The sequence below is a fragment of the Hyphomicrobiales bacterium genome, from assembly GCA_002869065.1.
In the GTDB taxonomy this organism is placed as follows: Bacteria; Pseudomonadota; Alphaproteobacteria; order Rhizobiales; family Rhodobiaceae; genus Rhodobium.
Genome location: PKTR01000007.1, coordinates 120,502 through 136,285 on the forward strand (window position 1 = coordinate 120,502; position 15,784 = coordinate 136,285).

The window sequence follows — 15,784 nt, forward strand, 5'->3', positions numbered from 1 at the left end:
CTGTGGCGATCGCGCGTTCGAGACGGCGCGAATATCGCGCCGATTTCTGGCCAGGCTTCGTCGATGCGATGGCGACGCTGCTGCTTGTCATCATCTTCCTTCTGTCGCTGTTCATGCTGGCGCAGTTCTTCCTCAGCCAGGAAGTGACCAGCCGCGACACCGTGCTGAACGAGCTGAACGCGGAAATTGCCGCCCTCAAGGAAGCGCTCGCACTCGGCCAGGCGAACAATTCGAGCCTGACCGAAACGCTCAGCATCTTTGAAGCCAACCTCGCCGAGAGCGAGGCCGAGCGCAACCGCCTCGCCGGTCTGCTTGCCTCGCAGTCGGGCGCGGCGAGTGCTGCCGGCGACAAGGCCAATACGCTCGAATCGCAGATCGACGCCGAAAAGCGCATCAGCCAGCGCGCGCTGGCCCAGGTCGAACTGCTCAACCAGCAGATCTCGGCGCTCCGCCGTCAGATTGCCGCGCTTGAAGCGGCTCTCGACGCCTCGGAAAGCCGCGACAAGGAATCCCAGGCCAAGATCGCCGACCTCGGCAAACGCCTCAATGTGGCGCTCGCCCAGCGCGTTCAGGAACTGTCGCGCTACCGCTCCGACTTCTTCGGCCGGCTGCGCGAAATCCTGTCGCAGCGTTCCGACATCCGCGTCGTCGGCGATCGCTTCGTATTCCAGTCCGAAGTGCTGTTCTCCGCCGGCGATGCCAACGTCGCCGAGGCCGGCCAGACCGAACTCGACAAGCTCGCCGAGGCGATCATCGAGCTCGGCAGCCAGATCCCCGACGAGATCGACTGGGTGCTGCGTGTCGATGGCCACACCGACAAGCGCCCGATCGCCTCGAGCCGCTTCCCCTCGAACTGGGAACTCTCGGCCGCGCGCGCGATTTCCGTGGTCAAATACCTGATCGAAAAGGGCGTGCCACCCAAACGGTTGGTTGCTGCCGGCTTCGGCGAGTTCCAGCCGCTTGAAGACGGCGAGACCGACGAGGACTATGCCAAGAACCGTCGCATCGAGCTGAAGCTGACGCAGCGGTAAAGGCGGCAACGCCGGGTGAGTCGGAGAGCGGGACGATGATCAAGTAGGGCGGCCTGTTACCAGGCCTCGAGAACCAAATACTTGCCGAGCCTGCCCGCACCACGAAACGGGCGGAAACAGATCGTCAAAGGTCCCCGCCATGCCCCTTGATCCCGCTACCCGCTTTCCTGTCACGTTGCCGGATGGGCGGACCATCGAGACCACGGTCTTTCTCAAGGCCGTCCTCGACCACCCCCGCATCGAAGCCGGTAGTTTCAGCTACTACAGCTCGCACGCACCGCTCGACGACATCGCGAGCGCCATTGCGCCTTACCTCTATCCGCACAGCAACGAGAAACTGACGATCGGCAACTTCGTTCAGATCGCCGCGAGCGTAACCTTCATCACCTCGTCCGCCAACCACCCGATGGGTGGCGTGACGGCGTTCCCGTTCCGTATCTTCGATCCGGCAACCATTGGCGACTACGCCGACCTGCCGTTCAAGGACACGGTCGTTGGCAACGATGTCTGGATCGGAAGCGGCGCAACCATCATGCCCGGCGTCACGATCGGTGACGGCGCGATCATCGCGGCGGCATCCGTCGTCACCCGCGACGTCGCACCCTACGTGATCGTCGGCGGCAACCCGGCCGAAGTCATCCGCAAACGCTTCGATGATCAAACGATTGCCGACCTGCTTGCGCTGCGATGGTGGGACTGGCCAATCGACGTGATCATGGCGCACCTGACCGCTCTTGAGAGCAGCGATATCGCAGCCCTGAAGGCCATCGCCGCCAAGGCCCAGTCCTAGCCGCCGTCAGAGACAGAGAAGCCCATGCGGCACCGCGTAGGGCTATTCGGACGCTTCACCCGCGTCGCTTGCCGTCGCGTTGCCGTTGCCGTTCCAATTGCCGTTGAGCGCGGCGGCACCGGTCTCGAACTGCAGGCGGGCGAGGCGCGCATAGAGCCCGCCCTTGCCGACGAGGCTCGTGTGATCGCCCTCTTCGACTACCTGGCCCTTTTCGAACACGACAATGCGGTCGGCCTTCAGCACGGTGGCGAGCCGATGGGCGATGACCAGCGTGGTGCGGCCCTTCATCAGCTCTTCAAGCGCTTCCTGCACCTGCGTCTCGCTATGCGCATCGAGCGACGAGGTCGCCTCGTCGAGCAGCAGAACCGGCGCGTCTTTCAGGATCGCGCGTGCAATGGCGATCCGCTGGCGCTGACCGCCGGAAAGCGTCACGCCGCGTTCGCCGACCATTGTCTCGTAGCCGTCCTGCATTTCGGAAATGAAGTGATCGGCGTGGGCTGCCTTGGCAGCGGCGCGGACCTCATCATCACTTGCTCCCGGCCGGCCGTAGCGGATGTTGTCGGCAATGCTTGAGGCAAAGATCACCGTGTCCTGCGGCACCAGCGCGATGCGCCCGCGCACGTCGAGCGGATCGGCCTCTTTCAGATCGACCCCATCGAGCTTCACGGTCCCGAGTACCGGATCGTAAAAGCGCAGCAGGAGGTGGAACAGCGTCGACTTGCCAGCGCCCGAGGGGCCGACAACGGCGACCGTCTCGCCCGGCTTGATCGCGAGACTGATACCGTTCAGCACCGGCGAATCCGGATGGCTCGGATAGGCAAAGGAGACCGAGTCGAAGCCAACCTCGCCGCGCCCCGGTTGAGGCAGCGCGACCGGTTTTGCCGGCGCGGTGATCGCCGACGGGGTGTGCAGCAGTTCGGAAATGCGTTCCGCCGCGCCCGACGCCTGCGCGATCTCGCCCCAGACCTGGCTCAACTCGCCGAGCGCGCCCGCGGCGAACACCGAATAGAGCACGAACTGGCCGAGCGCACCCGGCGTGATCCGCCCGTCGAGCACGTCCTTGGCGCCGATCCACAGCACCCCGACGACACTGCCGAAGACAAGGAAGATCGCAAAGGCAGTAAGAATGGCGCGTGCCTTGGTCGATGTGCGCGCCGCATCGAAAGCCCGATCGACGGCAGCCGAGAACTTTTTCGACGCGAAGGCCTCGTTGGTGAAGGCCTGCAGGGTGCGCACCGCGCCGATCGCCTCGCTGGCATAGGCGGTCGCATTGGCAAGCATGTCCTGCGCCAGGCGCGATTTCTTGCGCACCGTGCGGCCGAACGCGATGATCGGAATAACGATGAACGGAATGGCGATCAGCACAAAGCCCGACAGCCGCGGGCTGGTGATCACCATCATCGAGGCGGCACCGATGAACAGGAACAGGTTTCGCAGCGCGATCGAGGCGCTCGCGCCGACGGCAGCCTTGATCTGCGTTGTATCCGCAGTCAGCCGCGACACCACTTCGCCCGACTGGGCCGTGTCGAAAAAGGCCGGGGAAAGCTTCGTCACATGGGTGAAAACGTCAGCGCGCAAATCCGACACGATCCGCTCGCCGAGCCAGGTTACGAAATAGTAGCGGCTGGCGCTGGCGGCGGCGAGCGCGCCGGCGACAATCAGCAGCATGCCGAAGTAATTGTCGATGAAGCTCGGATTGGTAGCCGAGAAACCGAAATCGATCATGCGGCGCACGGCAAGCGGCACCGCAAGCGTCGCCACCGAGGCCGCGACCAACGCGATGAACGCGGCCAGCACCATGACGCGATAGCGCATAACATAGGGGAACAGCGCCGCCAGCGGCCGCACCGATCGGCTCGACGCGCGTTCCGACGATATGCCGTTTTCCGTTTCGACTGCTTGTTTTTTTCTACGGGCCACGATTTCCCCCTGAACCCTCTTGCCGCCGGGTGCGTTCATCACACCATTTCGCAAAGAGGATCGGTCTTGTTCGGTCTTCACGGCGCTTTCCGCGCCACATGGCGGAAAAAACGCAAAATTTCGCGCCCTTCGCTTACCCCCTCGCGCCCGTGGTGACAATCCCAACGGACAAATCGACGGAATTCGGCGAAAGATTGCCGCCGGGACTTGTGCACCGGTCCCCTCTGGGCTATAGGCTTTCGCCGATTGATGGCGATCTGCGCCGCCTTTTTTGGGACGCGGATCGTTTGTGTATTCCCTCATTCGCCGGATGAGACGCGCCGACAAGCGGCCGAGCGGCCATCTGCAATGAACGAAAGGACCCGTCCCATGAAAAAGGACATCCATCCCGATTACCACGAGATCAAGGTGCAGATGACCGACGGTTCCGAGTTCGTGACCCGTTCGACCTATGGCAGCGAAGGCGACACCCTGCATCTCGACATCGACCCGACCACCCACCCGGCGTGGACCGGCGGTTCGCAGCACCTCATCGACCGTGGCGGTCGCGTGTCGCGCTTCAACAACAAGTTCAAGGGCTTCCTCGGCTAAGCCAGGGAACCTGTCTCGACCGGCCGCCGCGTTCGCCGCTGGCGCCGGAAAACGAGGCCGACAAAGAAAAACCCCGGTCGTTTCGGCCGGGGTTTTGTTTTGCCTGAATTGTGACGGTCGCTGCGATCAGTCGTCGCTGCCGGTCCCGAAAGCCTGGCTGAGCCGGCCGAGCTGCGCGGCAACCGGATTGACCGCTTCGCCGCTCGTGGTCGCGTCCTGGCCCTCGTAGATGCCCGAGTCGAGCACCCGGATACGGTCCTGCAGCCGCGACGAGCGCATGACCAGATCCTTCAGGCTCTGAGGCAGCTCTTCCCAACCGGCGCCGTCCTGCGCGCTCGCAAGCTTGTCGAGGCGGATCTTGGATTTCTCCTGGCTCGCCTGCTCCAGCGTCATCTCGCCTTCATTGACCGCGCGCTGCAAGAGAAGCCAGGACGCAAGCTGCATCAGCCGCGTCGTCAGCCTCATCGACTCCGTCGCATAAGTCAGCGAGGCTGCCCGCGACAGGCCCTTGGACTCCTCGCGGCCCTCACCGTCGAGATAGGCAGCCGTCTCTTCGACAAGCCCCATCCCTTCCCGAAACAGGGACATGAAGGCTTCCGATGCCGCCAGCCGGTCCGCGAGGCGGATGGCTGAAGCTTCTGTCACCGGGTCGGTTTGCTTCGTGTTGTCACTCATACTGACGCAGTCCGCTTTCTTCTACGCATGCACGCATCTCCGCCCGCTCTCCATCCGGTTCGGAAATGGCACAAGCGGGCGCTCACGGCGAAATCTCCGCAATCATCGTGCCAGAAGAGGGCAAAGCTGTGAATGCCACTCTAGCATTCAGGACTGAATCGGCGATTAAGGTAAAAAAAGAGCCGCGCGAAGCGGCTCTCAGGAGTTAACAGGGAGGCGTCAAACAGAGTGGACAGGAGCCACTCAAGATCCAGATGACTGGATGTGTTTAGTAATAAGTTGGAAAGCTTAACAAAGCGTTAATTTGGTTAATTTACTTATTTCACTACGATTCTAGGAAAATAGTGAGAAAGAAAGCTGCGCTGCAACAACATGGATCTGACGCCATCTTTCAGAGATTGGGAAAGCAAGTAGCCGCCATCAACTTCACACAGTCGTGATCGGCGCCTTTGCCGCTCTCCCGCACAGCCCAGCCGGACGCCCGCTAGCTCTTGAAAAAGGCATCCGCCGCCGAGCGCGACTTTTCCTTGCCCGCGATTTCGCGCTCCACCCGCTCGATCTCGTCGCGCAACAGTGCCAACCGATCCTCGAGCTCGGCCACCGAGAGCTGCGACAGGTCCTGCCCGACCTCATGCGTCACCGGCCGCTTCACCGGCCTGTCATCATCGAATAGTGCCATATCGGACCTCTTCTTCCCGCCTTCGCGTGCTCGCCGCACGCGACCGCAAAATCTTTACCGCCTTCCGGGCGAGCGGGACCCGAAACAGGTTCCCACCTTCAAAAACTCGAACTAGTTTACACGCCAACGACACCCTGAATCGAGCGGAAGGACCAGCCATGACCGGTGCCACCCCTGAAACCATGATCGCGATCGGCATCAGCGAACCCGGCGGCCCGCAGGTCCTCGTGCCGGAGAACCGCCCGGTGCCGCACGCCTATGAAGGCGAGATCCTGATCAAGGTCGCCGCCGCCGGCATCAACAGACCCGATGTGCTGCAGCGCCAGGGCCTCTATCCGCCGCCGAAAGGCGCTTCCGACATTCCAGGGCTCGAGGTGGCCGGCGAGGTCGTCGCACTCGGTCGCGGCGTCGACCGCTGGCAGGTCGGCGACCAGGTCTGCGCCCTCGTCACCGGTGGCGGCTACGGCGAATACTGCGTCGCCAACGAGGCTGCGACGCTGCCCGTCCCGGAAGGCCTGTCGATGGTCGAGGCCGCTGCCCTGCCGGAAACCTTCTTCACCGTGTGGTCGAACGTCTTCATGCGCGGCGGCCTGAAGCTCAACGAGACCTTCCTCGTCCACGGCGGCACGTCGGGCATCGGCACCACCGCCATCCAGCTCGCCAAGGCGTTTGGCGCCACCGTGCTCGCCACCGCCGGCAGCGAGGAGAAGTGTGAGAAATGCCGTGAACTCGGCGCCGATCACGCCATCAACTACCTGACCACCGATTTCGTCGACGCGGTGAAGTCGGCCACCGGCGGCCACGGCGCCGATGTCATCCTCGACATGGTTGGCGGCGACTACATCGAGCGCAACTACTCGGCCGCGGCCATCGAGGGCCGCATCGTTCAGATCGCCTTCCTCAACGGATCGAGCGCCGAGGTCGATTTCCGCCGCCTCATGCTGAAGCGCCTGACCCATACCGGCTCGACGCTGCGCGCCCGCGAGATCCCGTTCAAGGCCTCCGTTGCTGCGGCTTTGAAGCAGAAGGTCTGGCCGCTGATCGAAGCCGGCAAGGTCCGCCCGGTGATCGACTCGACCTACCCGCTTGCCGACGCCGCTGCCGGCCACGCGCGGATGGATTCCGGCAAGCACATCGGCAAGATCGTACTCACCGTCGGAACCTGACGAGACCGCCCCGGCGAGTCCGTATTTCGACGCCCCTCAGACCCCTGCCGCATCCCCAATGCGACAGGGGGGTGCGGTGCATGTGTCGCAGGCGAATATACGTAGTTTCCCTTGAGCGGCGCGCCGCCAGCCCATAAAAATTGATCTAGATCAAATCAGCAGAAAGTGTGCCCCGCGGCCGGAAATACGTCCGGCAGCGAACGGAGGGGCTTTGCCAAATCAAAGTCGAAAGCAACGCAACCAAGGAACGCCAATCATGACTGCAGCAACACTGACCGAACGCCTTCCGCTCATCGGCTGGAGCGTCCGCGGCCTGCGTACCGGCAAGACCGAGTCGCAAGTCCTCTTTGCCATCAACTGCTTCCTCGCCTGGATGTTCGCCATCGCCTATTTCGGCTACCCGGCATTCTTCGGCGCGGTTCTCCTTTCGGTGCCGGTGATGTTCGCAATCATCATCCGCATCACGCTCGGCAAATAGGTTTTCCGACAGCAAAGCCGCGCGGGTAACATGCCGGCAGCGCGACTGAGCGAACAGAAAACGGACTTTCAAGAACCCCGGCAAAGCAACCTGCCGGGGTCTTTTGTCGGCAACACTGCATGGTGAATTGCAAAACCGCCGATTCGCCCCTATATTCCTGCCATTCCCAGTCAGATTTGACGAATTTGCAGCTTCGCCCGGGAACCGAGCGGCGAAGCGCAGTGGAGGAGTTATTGCAATGGCGAACACGCCCCTGATGCCGAAGGCAACGGCCGTCTGGTTGGTCGACAACACAGCGCTGAGCTTCGATCAGATCGCCGCTTTTTGCAGACTTCACCCGCTTGAGGTGAAGGCGATTGCCGACGGCGACGCCGCGCAGGGCATCAAGGGTCTCGACCCGGTTCAGACCGGTCAGCTGACCCGCGAGGAAATCGAGAAGGCGCAGAAGAACCCGGCGCACAAGCTGTCGCTGGCCGACCCGAAGGTTCGCGTGCCGGAATCGCGTCGCCGCGGTCCCCGCTACACGCCGGTGTCGCGCCGCCAGGACCGCCCGAACGCCATTCTCTGGCTGCTGCGCAACCATCCCGAGTTGAAGGACAGCCAGATCATGCGCCTCGTCGGCACCACCAAGCCGACGATCCAGTCGATCCGCGAACGCACCCACTGGAACGCCGCCAATCTGACGCCGACCGATCCGGTCGCGCTTGGCCTGTGCAGCCAGATCGAACTCGACCTCGAAGTCGAGAAGGCGTCGAAGAACCTGCCGCGTCCGATGGAAGGTGCGACCCTGCTGTCGGTCGACGAGTCGACCGCGCCGGATCCGTTCGCGATGATCCCGGGCTCGACCGTCGAGGAAGAGCCGGAAGAAGAAGAGCTCGACGCCGCACTTGTGTTCGCCAAGCTGAACGCCATGAAGGACGAGACGCCGGAGGAAGACGAGGAGTAAGCCTCGCCCCTGTCGCCCCCTAACGCCCCGAAACGCAAAGAGCGCGGCCCGCCCGCGCTCTTTTTTGTCCGCACGCACGAAAAACAAAACCCCGGCGAGGTGTCGCCGGGGTTTCGATCCGTACAGTGACGATTTCCGGGGCGCTCAGGCCTCGTCGACGGGCACCGTGTAATTGAGCGGCAGCCGACCGCCATCCGCATAGAGCGTCTGCCCGGTCATGTAGCTGGCCGCGTCGGACGCCAGGAACGTCGCGATCGAGGCGATCTCGTGCGGCTCGCCGATCCGCCCCATCGGCGTGCGCGACAGGATGCGGTTGCGCGCCGTCGGGTCGGAATTCACCGAAGACAGCATCTCCGTCATGATCGAGCCCGGGCCAATCGCGTTGACCCGGATGCCGTAGGGTGCCAGCGACAGCGCCATCACCTTGGTGAGCTGGTTCACGCCGCCCTTCGAAATCGAATAGGGCACCTGGTTGGCGATCGCGAACACCGCGTTGATCGACGACATGTTGACGATCGCGCCCGGTGCGCCGCCTTCCTTCACGGTCTCGACCATGTGCCGTGCAACCGCCTGGCCGGTCAGGAACATGCCCTTCAGATTGACCCGCAGCACGCGGTCGAAATCGGCTTCTTCAAGCTCAAGGAAATCGGCGCCATGCACGATGCCGGCGTTGTTCGCCAGAACGTCAATCGCGCTGTAGCGGTCGAGCGTCGCGGCCACCAGATTGCGCACGTCGAGCCGCTCGCCGACGTCGCAATGCACGAAGCTCGCTTCGCCCTGCCGGGACAATTCCTCGGCAGTCGCCACGCCCGCGTCTTCGTCAATGTCGGAGACGATGACCCGCGCGCCTTCGGCAACGAAACGGCGGGCAATGGCGTAGCCGATGCCGCGCGCGGCGCCGGTCACGATGGCGACTTTGTTTTCAAGGGTCACGATGTGACCTCCCTCGGTTCGGATTGGACGATGCCTCTATACCTGAACGGCGCCCGTCCGTGACCCCTCGGCGCGAAAATTTCCGCGCTATTCACATGCCCCGCGACCACGACAGCAAAAAGCCCGGCCGCATCCAAAGGGACACGGCCGGGCAATTTCAGAGGCTTGCGCCTGGGCGGACCGGCGTCAGACGCCGATGCCGTGCTCTTTCAGCGCTTCCTCGATTTCGTCGAGAATGCCCGGATCATCGATCGTCGCCGGCATCTTGTATTCCTCACCGTCGGCGATCTGGCGCATCGTGCCGCGCAGGATCTTGCCGGAGCGGGTCTTCGGCAGGCGGTCGACAGTGATCGCTATCTTGAAGGCGGCAACCGGGCCGATCTTCTCGCGCACCAGCTTGATGAGCTCCTTCTCGATCTCCTCATGCGACTTGGTCACACCCGACTTCAGCACCACGAAACCGCACGGCATCTGGCCCTTCAGCTTGTCGGCGATGCCGATGACGGCGCATTCTGCAACATCGGGATGGCTGGCGAGAACCTCTTCCATGCCACCCGTCGACAACCGGTGGCCGGCGACGTTGATGATGTCGTCGGTGCGCGCCATGATGAAGAGATAGCCGTCCTCATCCATGTAGCCCGCGTCCGCCGTCTTGTAGTAGCCGGGGAACTCGGCAAGATAGGCGTCGTGGAAGCGCTTCTCGGCGTTCCACAGCGTCGGCAGGCAGCCCGGCGGCAGCGGCAGCTTGACGACGATATTGCCGAGCGAGCCCTGCGCGACCGGATGGCCGGCATCGTCGAGCACCTGCACGTCGTAGCCCGGCATCGGCACGGTCGGCGAACCGTACTTGACCGGCAGCATGCCGAGCCCAACCGGATTGCCGGCGATCGCCCAGGCCGTTTCCGTCTGCCACCAGTGATCGATCACCGGCACGTTGAGCATCTTCTCCGCCCACTGGATGGTGTCCGGGTCGGCGCGCTCGCCGGCCAGGAACAGCGTGCGCAGGCTGGTCATGTCGTACTTGCCGATGAACTCGCCATTCGGGTCGTCGCGCTTGATGGCGCGGAAGGCCGTCGGCGCGGTGAACAGCGCCGAGACGCTGTGTTCCGAAATGACCCGCCAGAAGGTGCCGGCGTCCGGCGTGCCGACCGGCTTGCCCTCGAACACGATGGTCGTGCAGCCATGCAAGAGCGGCGCGTAGCAGATATAGGAGTGGCCGACGACCCAGCCGACATCCGACGCGGCCCAGAACACCTCGCCCGGCTCGATGCCGTAGACACCGTGCATCGACCATTTCAGCGCCACCATGTGACCGCCATTGTCGCGCACGACGCCCTTCGGCTGACCGGTGGTGCCCGACGTATACAGAATGTACAGCGGATCCGTTGCGGCGACCGGCACGCACGGCACCTCGCGGCCCGCCGCATCGGCCTCGTCGGTCAGCGCGCCGAGATCGAAATCGCGCCCCTCGATGAGGTCGGCGGTGACTTCCTCGCGCTGCAGGATGAGGCAGCTCTCAACCTTGTGGCTGCTCAGTTCGATGGCGCCGTCGAGCAGCGGCTTGTAGGGGATGACGCGGCCCGGCTCGATGCCGCAGGAGGCCGAGACGATCATCTTCGGCTTGGCGTCCTCGATGCGGGTCGCAAGCTCGTTCGCCGCGAAGCCGCCGAACACCACCGAATGCACCGCGCCGAGGCGGGCGCAGGCGAGCATCGCCATGACCGCTTCGGGGATCATCGGCATGTAGATGATGACGCGGTCGCCCTTCTCGATGCCCTTGTCCTGCATGACGGCGGCCATCGCCTGAACCCGCTCGAGCAGTTCGGCGTAGGTGTAGCTCGCCTTGCGGCCGGTGATGGGAGAATCATAGATCAGCGCGGCCTGGCCCGGGCGGCCCCGCTCGACGTGACGGTCGAGGCAGTTGTAGCAGGTGTTGCACTCGGCGCCGACGAACCAACGGCCATAGGCGCCTGCGTCCGCATCGAGCACCTTGTCCCACGGCTTATACCAGTCGATTTCCGCCGCGGCCTTCGCCCAGAACTCTTCCGGGTGGGCTTTCCAGCCTTCATAGATCTCGTTGTACTTGCTTGCCATTCAGTGATCCTCCCGTCTGCGCGGTGCGCAGCGTTGCCTCCCCTGTTGCGCGTAGCGCAGAGTCTTTCCATCGACCGGCGGAATGCAAGTCGACCTTCGGCGATATCAGTGGAAGCCCTTAGCGGCCTGCCGTCGCATGGGGCTGCCCGACGCAAGCGCGTGCCGCCGCCCTCATCGCGCTTGACTTCGCCGCGCGCGCGCCCGATCACCAACCATACTCAGCCACGCGAAACGGGCAAAGCCAAGCGGATGAAAAGGCGATCACAAATGCGCATGACAGCCGCAACGGGCGCCAGCCGATGATCCCCGATCCAACCTTCTTCGCCGTCGCCGTTCCCGCCGTCTTCCTTGTCGGCCTGTCGAAGGGCGGCTTCGGCGGCTCGATCGCGCTTCTCGCCGTGCCGCTGATGGCGCTCGTCGTGCCGCCCCTGAAGGCCGCAGGCATATTGCTGCCGATCCTGGTCGCGATGGATATCGTCGGGCTGATCGCCTATCGCCGCACCTATGACACGCGCGTGCTGAAGGTGATGATCCCGTCAGCGATCGTCGGCATCGGCATTGCCTGGATGGCGGCGGCCTACATCACCGACGCCCATGTGCGGCTGATCGTCGGCACCGTCGGCGTGCTCTTCACGCTCGACTATGTGCGCGGCGGCGGCCTGAAGCGCCCGCCCGCCGGCCACAACCCGAAAAAGGGCACCGTGTGGGGCATCGTCGCCGGCATCACCAGCTTCGTCAGCCACGCCGGCGGCCCACCCTATCAGATGTACACGCTGCCGCTGAGACTGGAGCCGGTGCTCTTTGCCGGCACCGCGACGGTGTTCTTTGCCGCCGTCAACGCGGTGAAACTCGTGCCGTATTTCGCGCTCGGCCAGTTCTCGACCGAAAACCTCGGCCTCTCTCTGATGCTCCTGCCGCTCGCGCCGGTCGCCGTGCTGAGCGGCGTCTGGCTCGTCCGCCGCGTCCCCGCCGGCCCGTTCTACCGGATCACCTACGCCGCGGTCTTCATCGTCTCACTGAAGCTGATCTGGGATGGCATGCAGGGCGTGGTGTGAGGAGGCGAAGCTTCAAACGCTCTGTGAAGGTCAAACCACCATTGTTACCGTCACAAGTTTGCGCTCTTACAAAGCCCTCGAACGCTCTTAGCCGCCAACAAATAGCCTCTTGAAAACGCATCAATTTAGGCCTTTACATCCGCAATACGCCAATTAAAACTAGTCGACGCATATGCGCAAACTCTGCAACCTATGTTGAAAGAAAATGACGCGTGATCTTTTCGTGGCAAAATTCGAGGGCGGCAAAGCCGACGAACACAAGTTGCCAGCCTATATGGCATCAAAGAGTCTTTACGGAATTTCCCGCAGTCTATTATTGATAACGAACTATCTCGAAGAAGGGAAAATACGTCACAGAAGTTTTGACCCAAAAGCATTCGAACTCAATATATTGACGCAGAGAAAGGGCAGCTACGAAACCGTATTTGAGATTGCGTCAGATCCAACCGCTTTGGCAATATATGCAGGGACTATTGGAGGCGTCTCCTCTCACTTTATCGTTAAGTTTATCGAAAGCATTATCAACAGAACGATTGGCCATTTGGCGGATCCAGAAATTGAAGAATTGGAGGCAAAAGGCAAGTTGGCATCAGGGGACCTAACCGCCCTCACCGAAGCAGTCGAACCTGCCCTGCGCTCAACACATGAAATAATCGGAAACGGTGTAACGAATATAACTATAATAAATGGCGACAGGAATATCGTAAAATACAATCAGAAAACGAAGAACTACGTAAATCAGAGCAAAAAAGACAATATTCCAAGAATTAAATTATTTAGTATTGCAAGCTTTAACGCAAATTCTGGAAACGGACGCGCGTATGATTACGATGAATGCAGGACAATCCCCTTCTTGCTATCTAACGACGCTGACAGAGCAACAATTAATTCTGTATTAAAAAGCATGAGTTCCTATGCAATGCATAGACGTCTTGGCGACGAACTAAAATCTGCTATTGCCTTCAAATATAGAGTATATGAGTCAATAGACGGACGCGTAAAGAAAATACTATTAGACAAGGCACGAGACAGCATTCACATGCTATAGTTCATTGGAATAAAATGCCTAAGAAGTTGAGAAGAAATATTTTGCAATAAGTTTTACGCGCCTATTTTTCTAACAATTTATTTGAGAATTTCAAAAAGACATTTTCTTCCTGAACAAGACTTCATCGCCCCCTCCACAAACAAAAAACAAAGCGCCCGGAGTTTCCCCCGGGCGCTCGCATCAATCCGCTGATCGTGTTCGCTCAGCTTTTCTTTTCACGCGTATTCTTATCCGAAAATCGGTTCCCACTGTTCGCTCCCGCGGACCTTCGGTTCGGGAATACGCTCTACTTCTGCTCCAACAAAAACCCGTCGAAGAAGGCGGCGAGGTCTGCATAGCCGTCGAGCGGCAGGATTTGCGCGATATACTGGTCGGGGCGCACGACGATCATGCAGCCCGTGTCGCGGTCGATGCCGCGCATGTCGAAGATGTCGCCAACGCCCTTGTGGTCGACCGCGAAGACCTTCTCGTGGTCCTGCAGGCCGAGCTTGCCTTTCAGCGGCTTCAACAGCGCCGGCATGTCCTCATAGGCGAGCTCGTCGAAGGTCTGTTGGAACACCGCGCGCAGATCGATCACCGCGTCCATGTTCTCACCTTCCTTGGTGTACTTCACCACCGGCGAAGCCGGATCGTTCTCCAGCCAGTCGGCGAGCTTGTGGATCGCCGAACCCGGCGCCGAGCTGTCGGCCTTGCCGGCAAAGGCGTAGATCCGCCAGCGCCCGTCGGCCTCCGCCGCGTGGCCGAGCTGCATCTGCTTGGCGTCCGACACCCGCACCACCGGCGCGGAATGGAAGCGGCGGCCGATCTCCTCGCCGCTCGCCAGCGCCTGATGCGTCGGCGCGGCGATCAGCGCGGATTCGTTGTATTTGACCGCGAGCCCGCCGGTGAATTCCAGATTCTCGATGAACTGCTTCTGGAAGCGCGGCATGTCCGAACCGTCGAGCTCGGACTGGCCCGGAGGGGCGGACATGATGCGCGCCCATTCGTGGTCGGTGTCGACCAGGCGCTTGGCCTCCGCCCAGCGCTCGGCGGAATAGCTGTGCAAGAGGCTCGCGTCGGCGCGGCCCTGGAACACATGCGCCAGCTTCCAGCCGAGATTGAAGGTGTCCTGCATCGAGACGTTCATGCCCTGCCCGGCCTTCGGGCTGTGGGTGTGGCAGGCGTCGCCCGCGGTGAAGACGCGCGGCATGCGGGTTGCCTGCTCGCCGGCCGGCACATCGTCGAAACGGTCGGTCATGCGATGGCCGATTTCATAGATCGACCACCAGACGATCTCCTTCACGTCGATCGTGTAGGGCTGCATGATCCGGTTCGCCGCCGCGATCATGTGCTCGGCGGTGAAATTGCGGTTGGCGACGCGCTCGTCGGCGTTCAGCTTGTCGAGCTCCACATACATGCGGAACAGATAGCCGCCCTCGCGCGGCAGGATCAGGATGTTGCCTTCCTTCGCTGAGGTGATCAGGCACTTCTGGCGCACATCCGGGAAATCGGTGTTGGCGAGGATGTCCATCACGCCCCAGGCCTGATGCGCCGCGTCGCCATGCAACTCGCCGCCGATCGCCTTGCGCACGGTGGAACGCGCGCCGTCGCAGCCGACCACATAGTTGGCCCGCACGGTAATCGTCTCGCCCCAGTTCACGCCGGTGTCTTCCAGCGTCACCGTGACCGGGTAGTCGTCGGTCGTCGTGTCGATGGTGAGGTCCTTGACCGCCCAGTTGTAGTCCGGCTCGATCCGCGCCGGCGCGTCCTTCATCACGTCGAGGAAAAGTGCATGCAGCCGCGCCTGGTTGATCAGGATATGCGGCATCTCGGAGGAATCGTCTGCAACGTCCTGCACCCGGCCGATGCGCTTGATATGCGCCGGGTTCGCCGGATCCGGCGTCCAGAACGTCGTCTGGTTGACCCAGTAGCTCTCGCGCTTGACCTTGTCGGCGAAACCGAACGCCTGGAACATCTCCATGGTGCGCGTGTTGATGCCGTCGGCCTTGCCCTTGACGATGTTGCGCGGGCTGCTCTCAACGATCATCGTGTCGATTTCCGGGAACTGGGCGAGCTGCGCGGCAAGACAGAGGCCGGCGGGACCGGTGCCGGCGATCAGCACGTCGACCTTTTCCGGCATCGGCGCGCAATCGCTGCGGTCACGGCGGTTCGGCGCCGCATTCTTGACGTCGGGATCGCCCCCGCGGAAACCGTCCACATAATACTGCATGGTCATTTCTCCCTCGCCTGCGGCCGACCCGTGTCGCGCGTCCAATCGGCACCGCCTGTTCTGATCGAGGAAATAATATTTGTACATATTAGTTTTCGTCAACGAAAAAAATATGTGTACAAATTAAATCACGGAACATACTGTAAAGATGCCGCTTTTCGAGGCGTGC

The 15,784-nt window shown here is 61.9% G+C and carries 13 protein-coding genes; 7 read left to right on the plus strand and 6 right to left on the minus strand.

The genetic code is table 11. From position 1 onward, the window contains the following. Positions 1–2: 2 nt before the first annotated feature. Together C0606_17435 and C0606_17440 are read left to right on the plus strand one after the other, a co-directional pair. The gene (locus C0606_17435) at positions 3–1,031 is read left to right on the plus strand and encodes a hypothetical protein (protein ID PLX35875.1); all 1,029 of its coding nucleotides are present in this window, start codon (positions 3–5) and stop codon (positions 1,029–1,031) included. Between the two features lie 139 nt (positions 1,032–1,170). Continuing rightward, entirely contained in the window at positions 1,171–1,821 is a 651-nt protein-coding gene (locus C0606_17440) for an acetyltransferase (protein PLX35876.1), read from the plus strand. A gap of 42 nt (positions 1,822–1,863) precedes the next feature. Here the strand turns inward: C0606_17440 and C0606_17445 are convergent, their stop codons facing one another. Continuing rightward, positions 1,864–3,780 (minus strand): ABC transporter, encoded by a 1,917-nt coding sequence (locus tag C0606_17445; GenBank protein PLX35877.1) that lies wholly within the window; start codon positions 3,778–3,780, stop codon positions 1,864–1,866. Between the two features lie 330 nt (positions 3,781–4,110). On the opposite strand from C0606_17445, the gene C0606_17450 reads away from it, so the two are divergent. Beyond that, positions 4,111–4,332, plus strand: a complete 222-nt coding sequence (locus C0606_17450) for a 50S ribosomal protein L31 (protein PLX35878.1) — start codon at positions 4,111–4,113, stop codon at positions 4,330–4,332. A gap of 126 nt (positions 4,333–4,458) precedes the next feature. On the opposite strand, the gene C0606_17455 is transcribed toward C0606_17450, so the two are convergent. After that, positions 4,459–5,007: a DUF1465 domain-containing protein gene (locus C0606_17455; GenBank protein ID PLX35879.1), complete on the minus strand. Its 549-nt coding sequence runs from the start codon at positions 5,005–5,007 to the stop codon at positions 4,459–4,461. A 484-nt stretch (positions 5,008–5,491) separates the two neighbouring features. After that, positions 5,492–5,686: a DUF1192 domain-containing protein gene (locus C0606_17460; GenBank protein PLX35880.1), complete on the minus strand. Its 195-nt coding sequence runs from the start codon at positions 5,684–5,686 to the stop codon at positions 5,492–5,494. A gap of 158 nt (positions 5,687–5,844) precedes the next feature. Here C0606_17460 and C0606_17465 point away from each other — a divergent pair, with 158 nt between their 5' ends. From C0606_17465 to C0606_17475, 3 genes are all read left to right on the plus strand, one after another. Next, a complete protein-coding gene (locus C0606_17465) occupies positions 5,845–6,852 on the plus strand; it encodes an NAD(P)H-quinone oxidoreductase (GenBank protein ID PLX35881.1) in 1,008 nt (335 codons plus the stop codon). Between the two features lie 256 nt (positions 6,853–7,108). Continuing rightward, complete coding sequence (locus C0606_17470) at positions 7,109–7,330, plus strand: hypothetical protein (GenBank protein PLX35882.1); 222 nt, start codon at positions 7,109–7,111, stop codon at positions 7,328–7,330. Positions 7,331–7,568: 238 nt separating this feature from the next. Continuing rightward, positions 7,569–8,276 carry a DUF1013 domain-containing protein gene (locus C0606_17475; protein ID PLX35883.1) on the plus strand — a complete coding sequence of 236 codons (708 nt, stop codon included), beginning with the start codon at positions 7,569–7,571 and terminating at the stop codon, positions 8,274–8,276. 144 nt (positions 8,277–8,420) lie between these two features. Here C0606_17475 and C0606_17480 read toward each other — a convergent pair whose 3' ends face one another. Continuing rightward, positions 8,421–9,209: a dehydrogenase gene (locus C0606_17480; GenBank protein ID PLX35884.1), complete on the minus strand. Its 789-nt coding sequence runs from the start codon at positions 9,207–9,209 to the stop codon at positions 8,421–8,423. A gap of 186 nt (positions 9,210–9,395) precedes the next feature. After that, positions 9,396–11,303 carry a propionyl-CoA synthetase gene (gene prpE, locus C0606_17485; protein ID PLX35885.1) on the minus strand — a complete coding sequence of 636 codons (1,908 nt, stop codon included), beginning with the start codon at positions 11,301–11,303 and terminating at the stop codon, positions 9,396–9,398. A gap of 299 nt (positions 11,304–11,602) precedes the next feature. Here prpE and C0606_17490 point away from each other — a divergent pair, with 299 nt between their 5' ends. Further along, positions 11,603–12,358, plus strand: coding sequence for a hypothetical protein (locus C0606_17490; GenBank protein PLX35886.1), 756 nt, complete (start codon positions 11,603–11,605; stop codon positions 12,356–12,358). A 1,334-nt stretch (positions 12,359–13,692) separates the two neighbouring features. Here C0606_17490 and C0606_17495 read toward each other — a convergent pair. Then, entirely contained in the window at positions 13,693–15,615 is a 1,923-nt protein-coding gene (locus C0606_17495; GenBank protein PLX36016.1) for a phenol 2-monooxygenase, read from the minus strand. Between the last annotated feature and the right edge of the window lie 169 nt (positions 15,616–15,784).

What these genes read in the sequence shown, in the direction of transcription:
- C0606_17465 (PLX35881.1), top strand. Translation starts at nt 5,845, where the DNA reads ATGACCGGTGCCACCCCTGAAACCATGATCGCGATCGGCATCAGCGAA.
- prpE (PLX35885.1), bottom strand. Translation starts at nt 11,303, where the DNA reads ATGGCAAGCAAGTACAACGAGATCTATGAAGGCTGGAAAGCCCACCCG.
- C0606_17495 (PLX36016.1), bottom strand. Translation starts at nt 15,615, where the DNA reads ATGCAGTATTATGTGGACGGTTTCCGCGGGGGCGATCCCGACGTCAAG.
- C0606_17490 (PLX35886.1), top strand. Translation starts at nt 11,603, where the DNA reads ATGATCCCCGATCCAACCTTCTTCGCCGTCGCCGTTCCCGCCGTCTTC.
- C0606_17455 (PLX35879.1), bottom strand. Translation starts at nt 5,007, where the DNA reads ATGAGTGACAACACGAAGCAAACCGACCCGGTGACAGAAGCTTCAGCC.
- C0606_17440 (PLX35876.1), top strand. Translation starts at nt 1,171, where the DNA reads ATGCCCCTTGATCCCGCTACCCGCTTTCCTGTCACGTTGCCGGATGGG.
- C0606_17450 (PLX35878.1), top strand. Translation starts at nt 4,111, where the DNA reads ATGAAAAAGGACATCCATCCCGATTACCACGAGATCAAGGTGCAGATG.
- C0606_17460 (PLX35880.1), bottom strand. Translation starts at nt 5,686, where the DNA reads ATGGCACTATTCGATGATGACAGGCCGGTGAAGCGGCCGGTGACGCAT.
- C0606_17475 (PLX35883.1), top strand. Translation starts at nt 7,569, where the DNA reads ATGGCGAACACGCCCCTGATGCCGAAGGCAACGGCCGTCTGGTTGGTC.
- C0606_17470 (PLX35882.1), top strand. Translation starts at nt 7,109, where the DNA reads ATGACTGCAGCAACACTGACCGAACGCCTTCCGCTCATCGGCTGGAGC.
- C0606_17445 (PLX35877.1), bottom strand. Translation starts at nt 3,780, where the DNA reads ATGAACGCACCCGGCGGCAAGAGGGTTCAGGGGGAAATCGTGGCCCGT.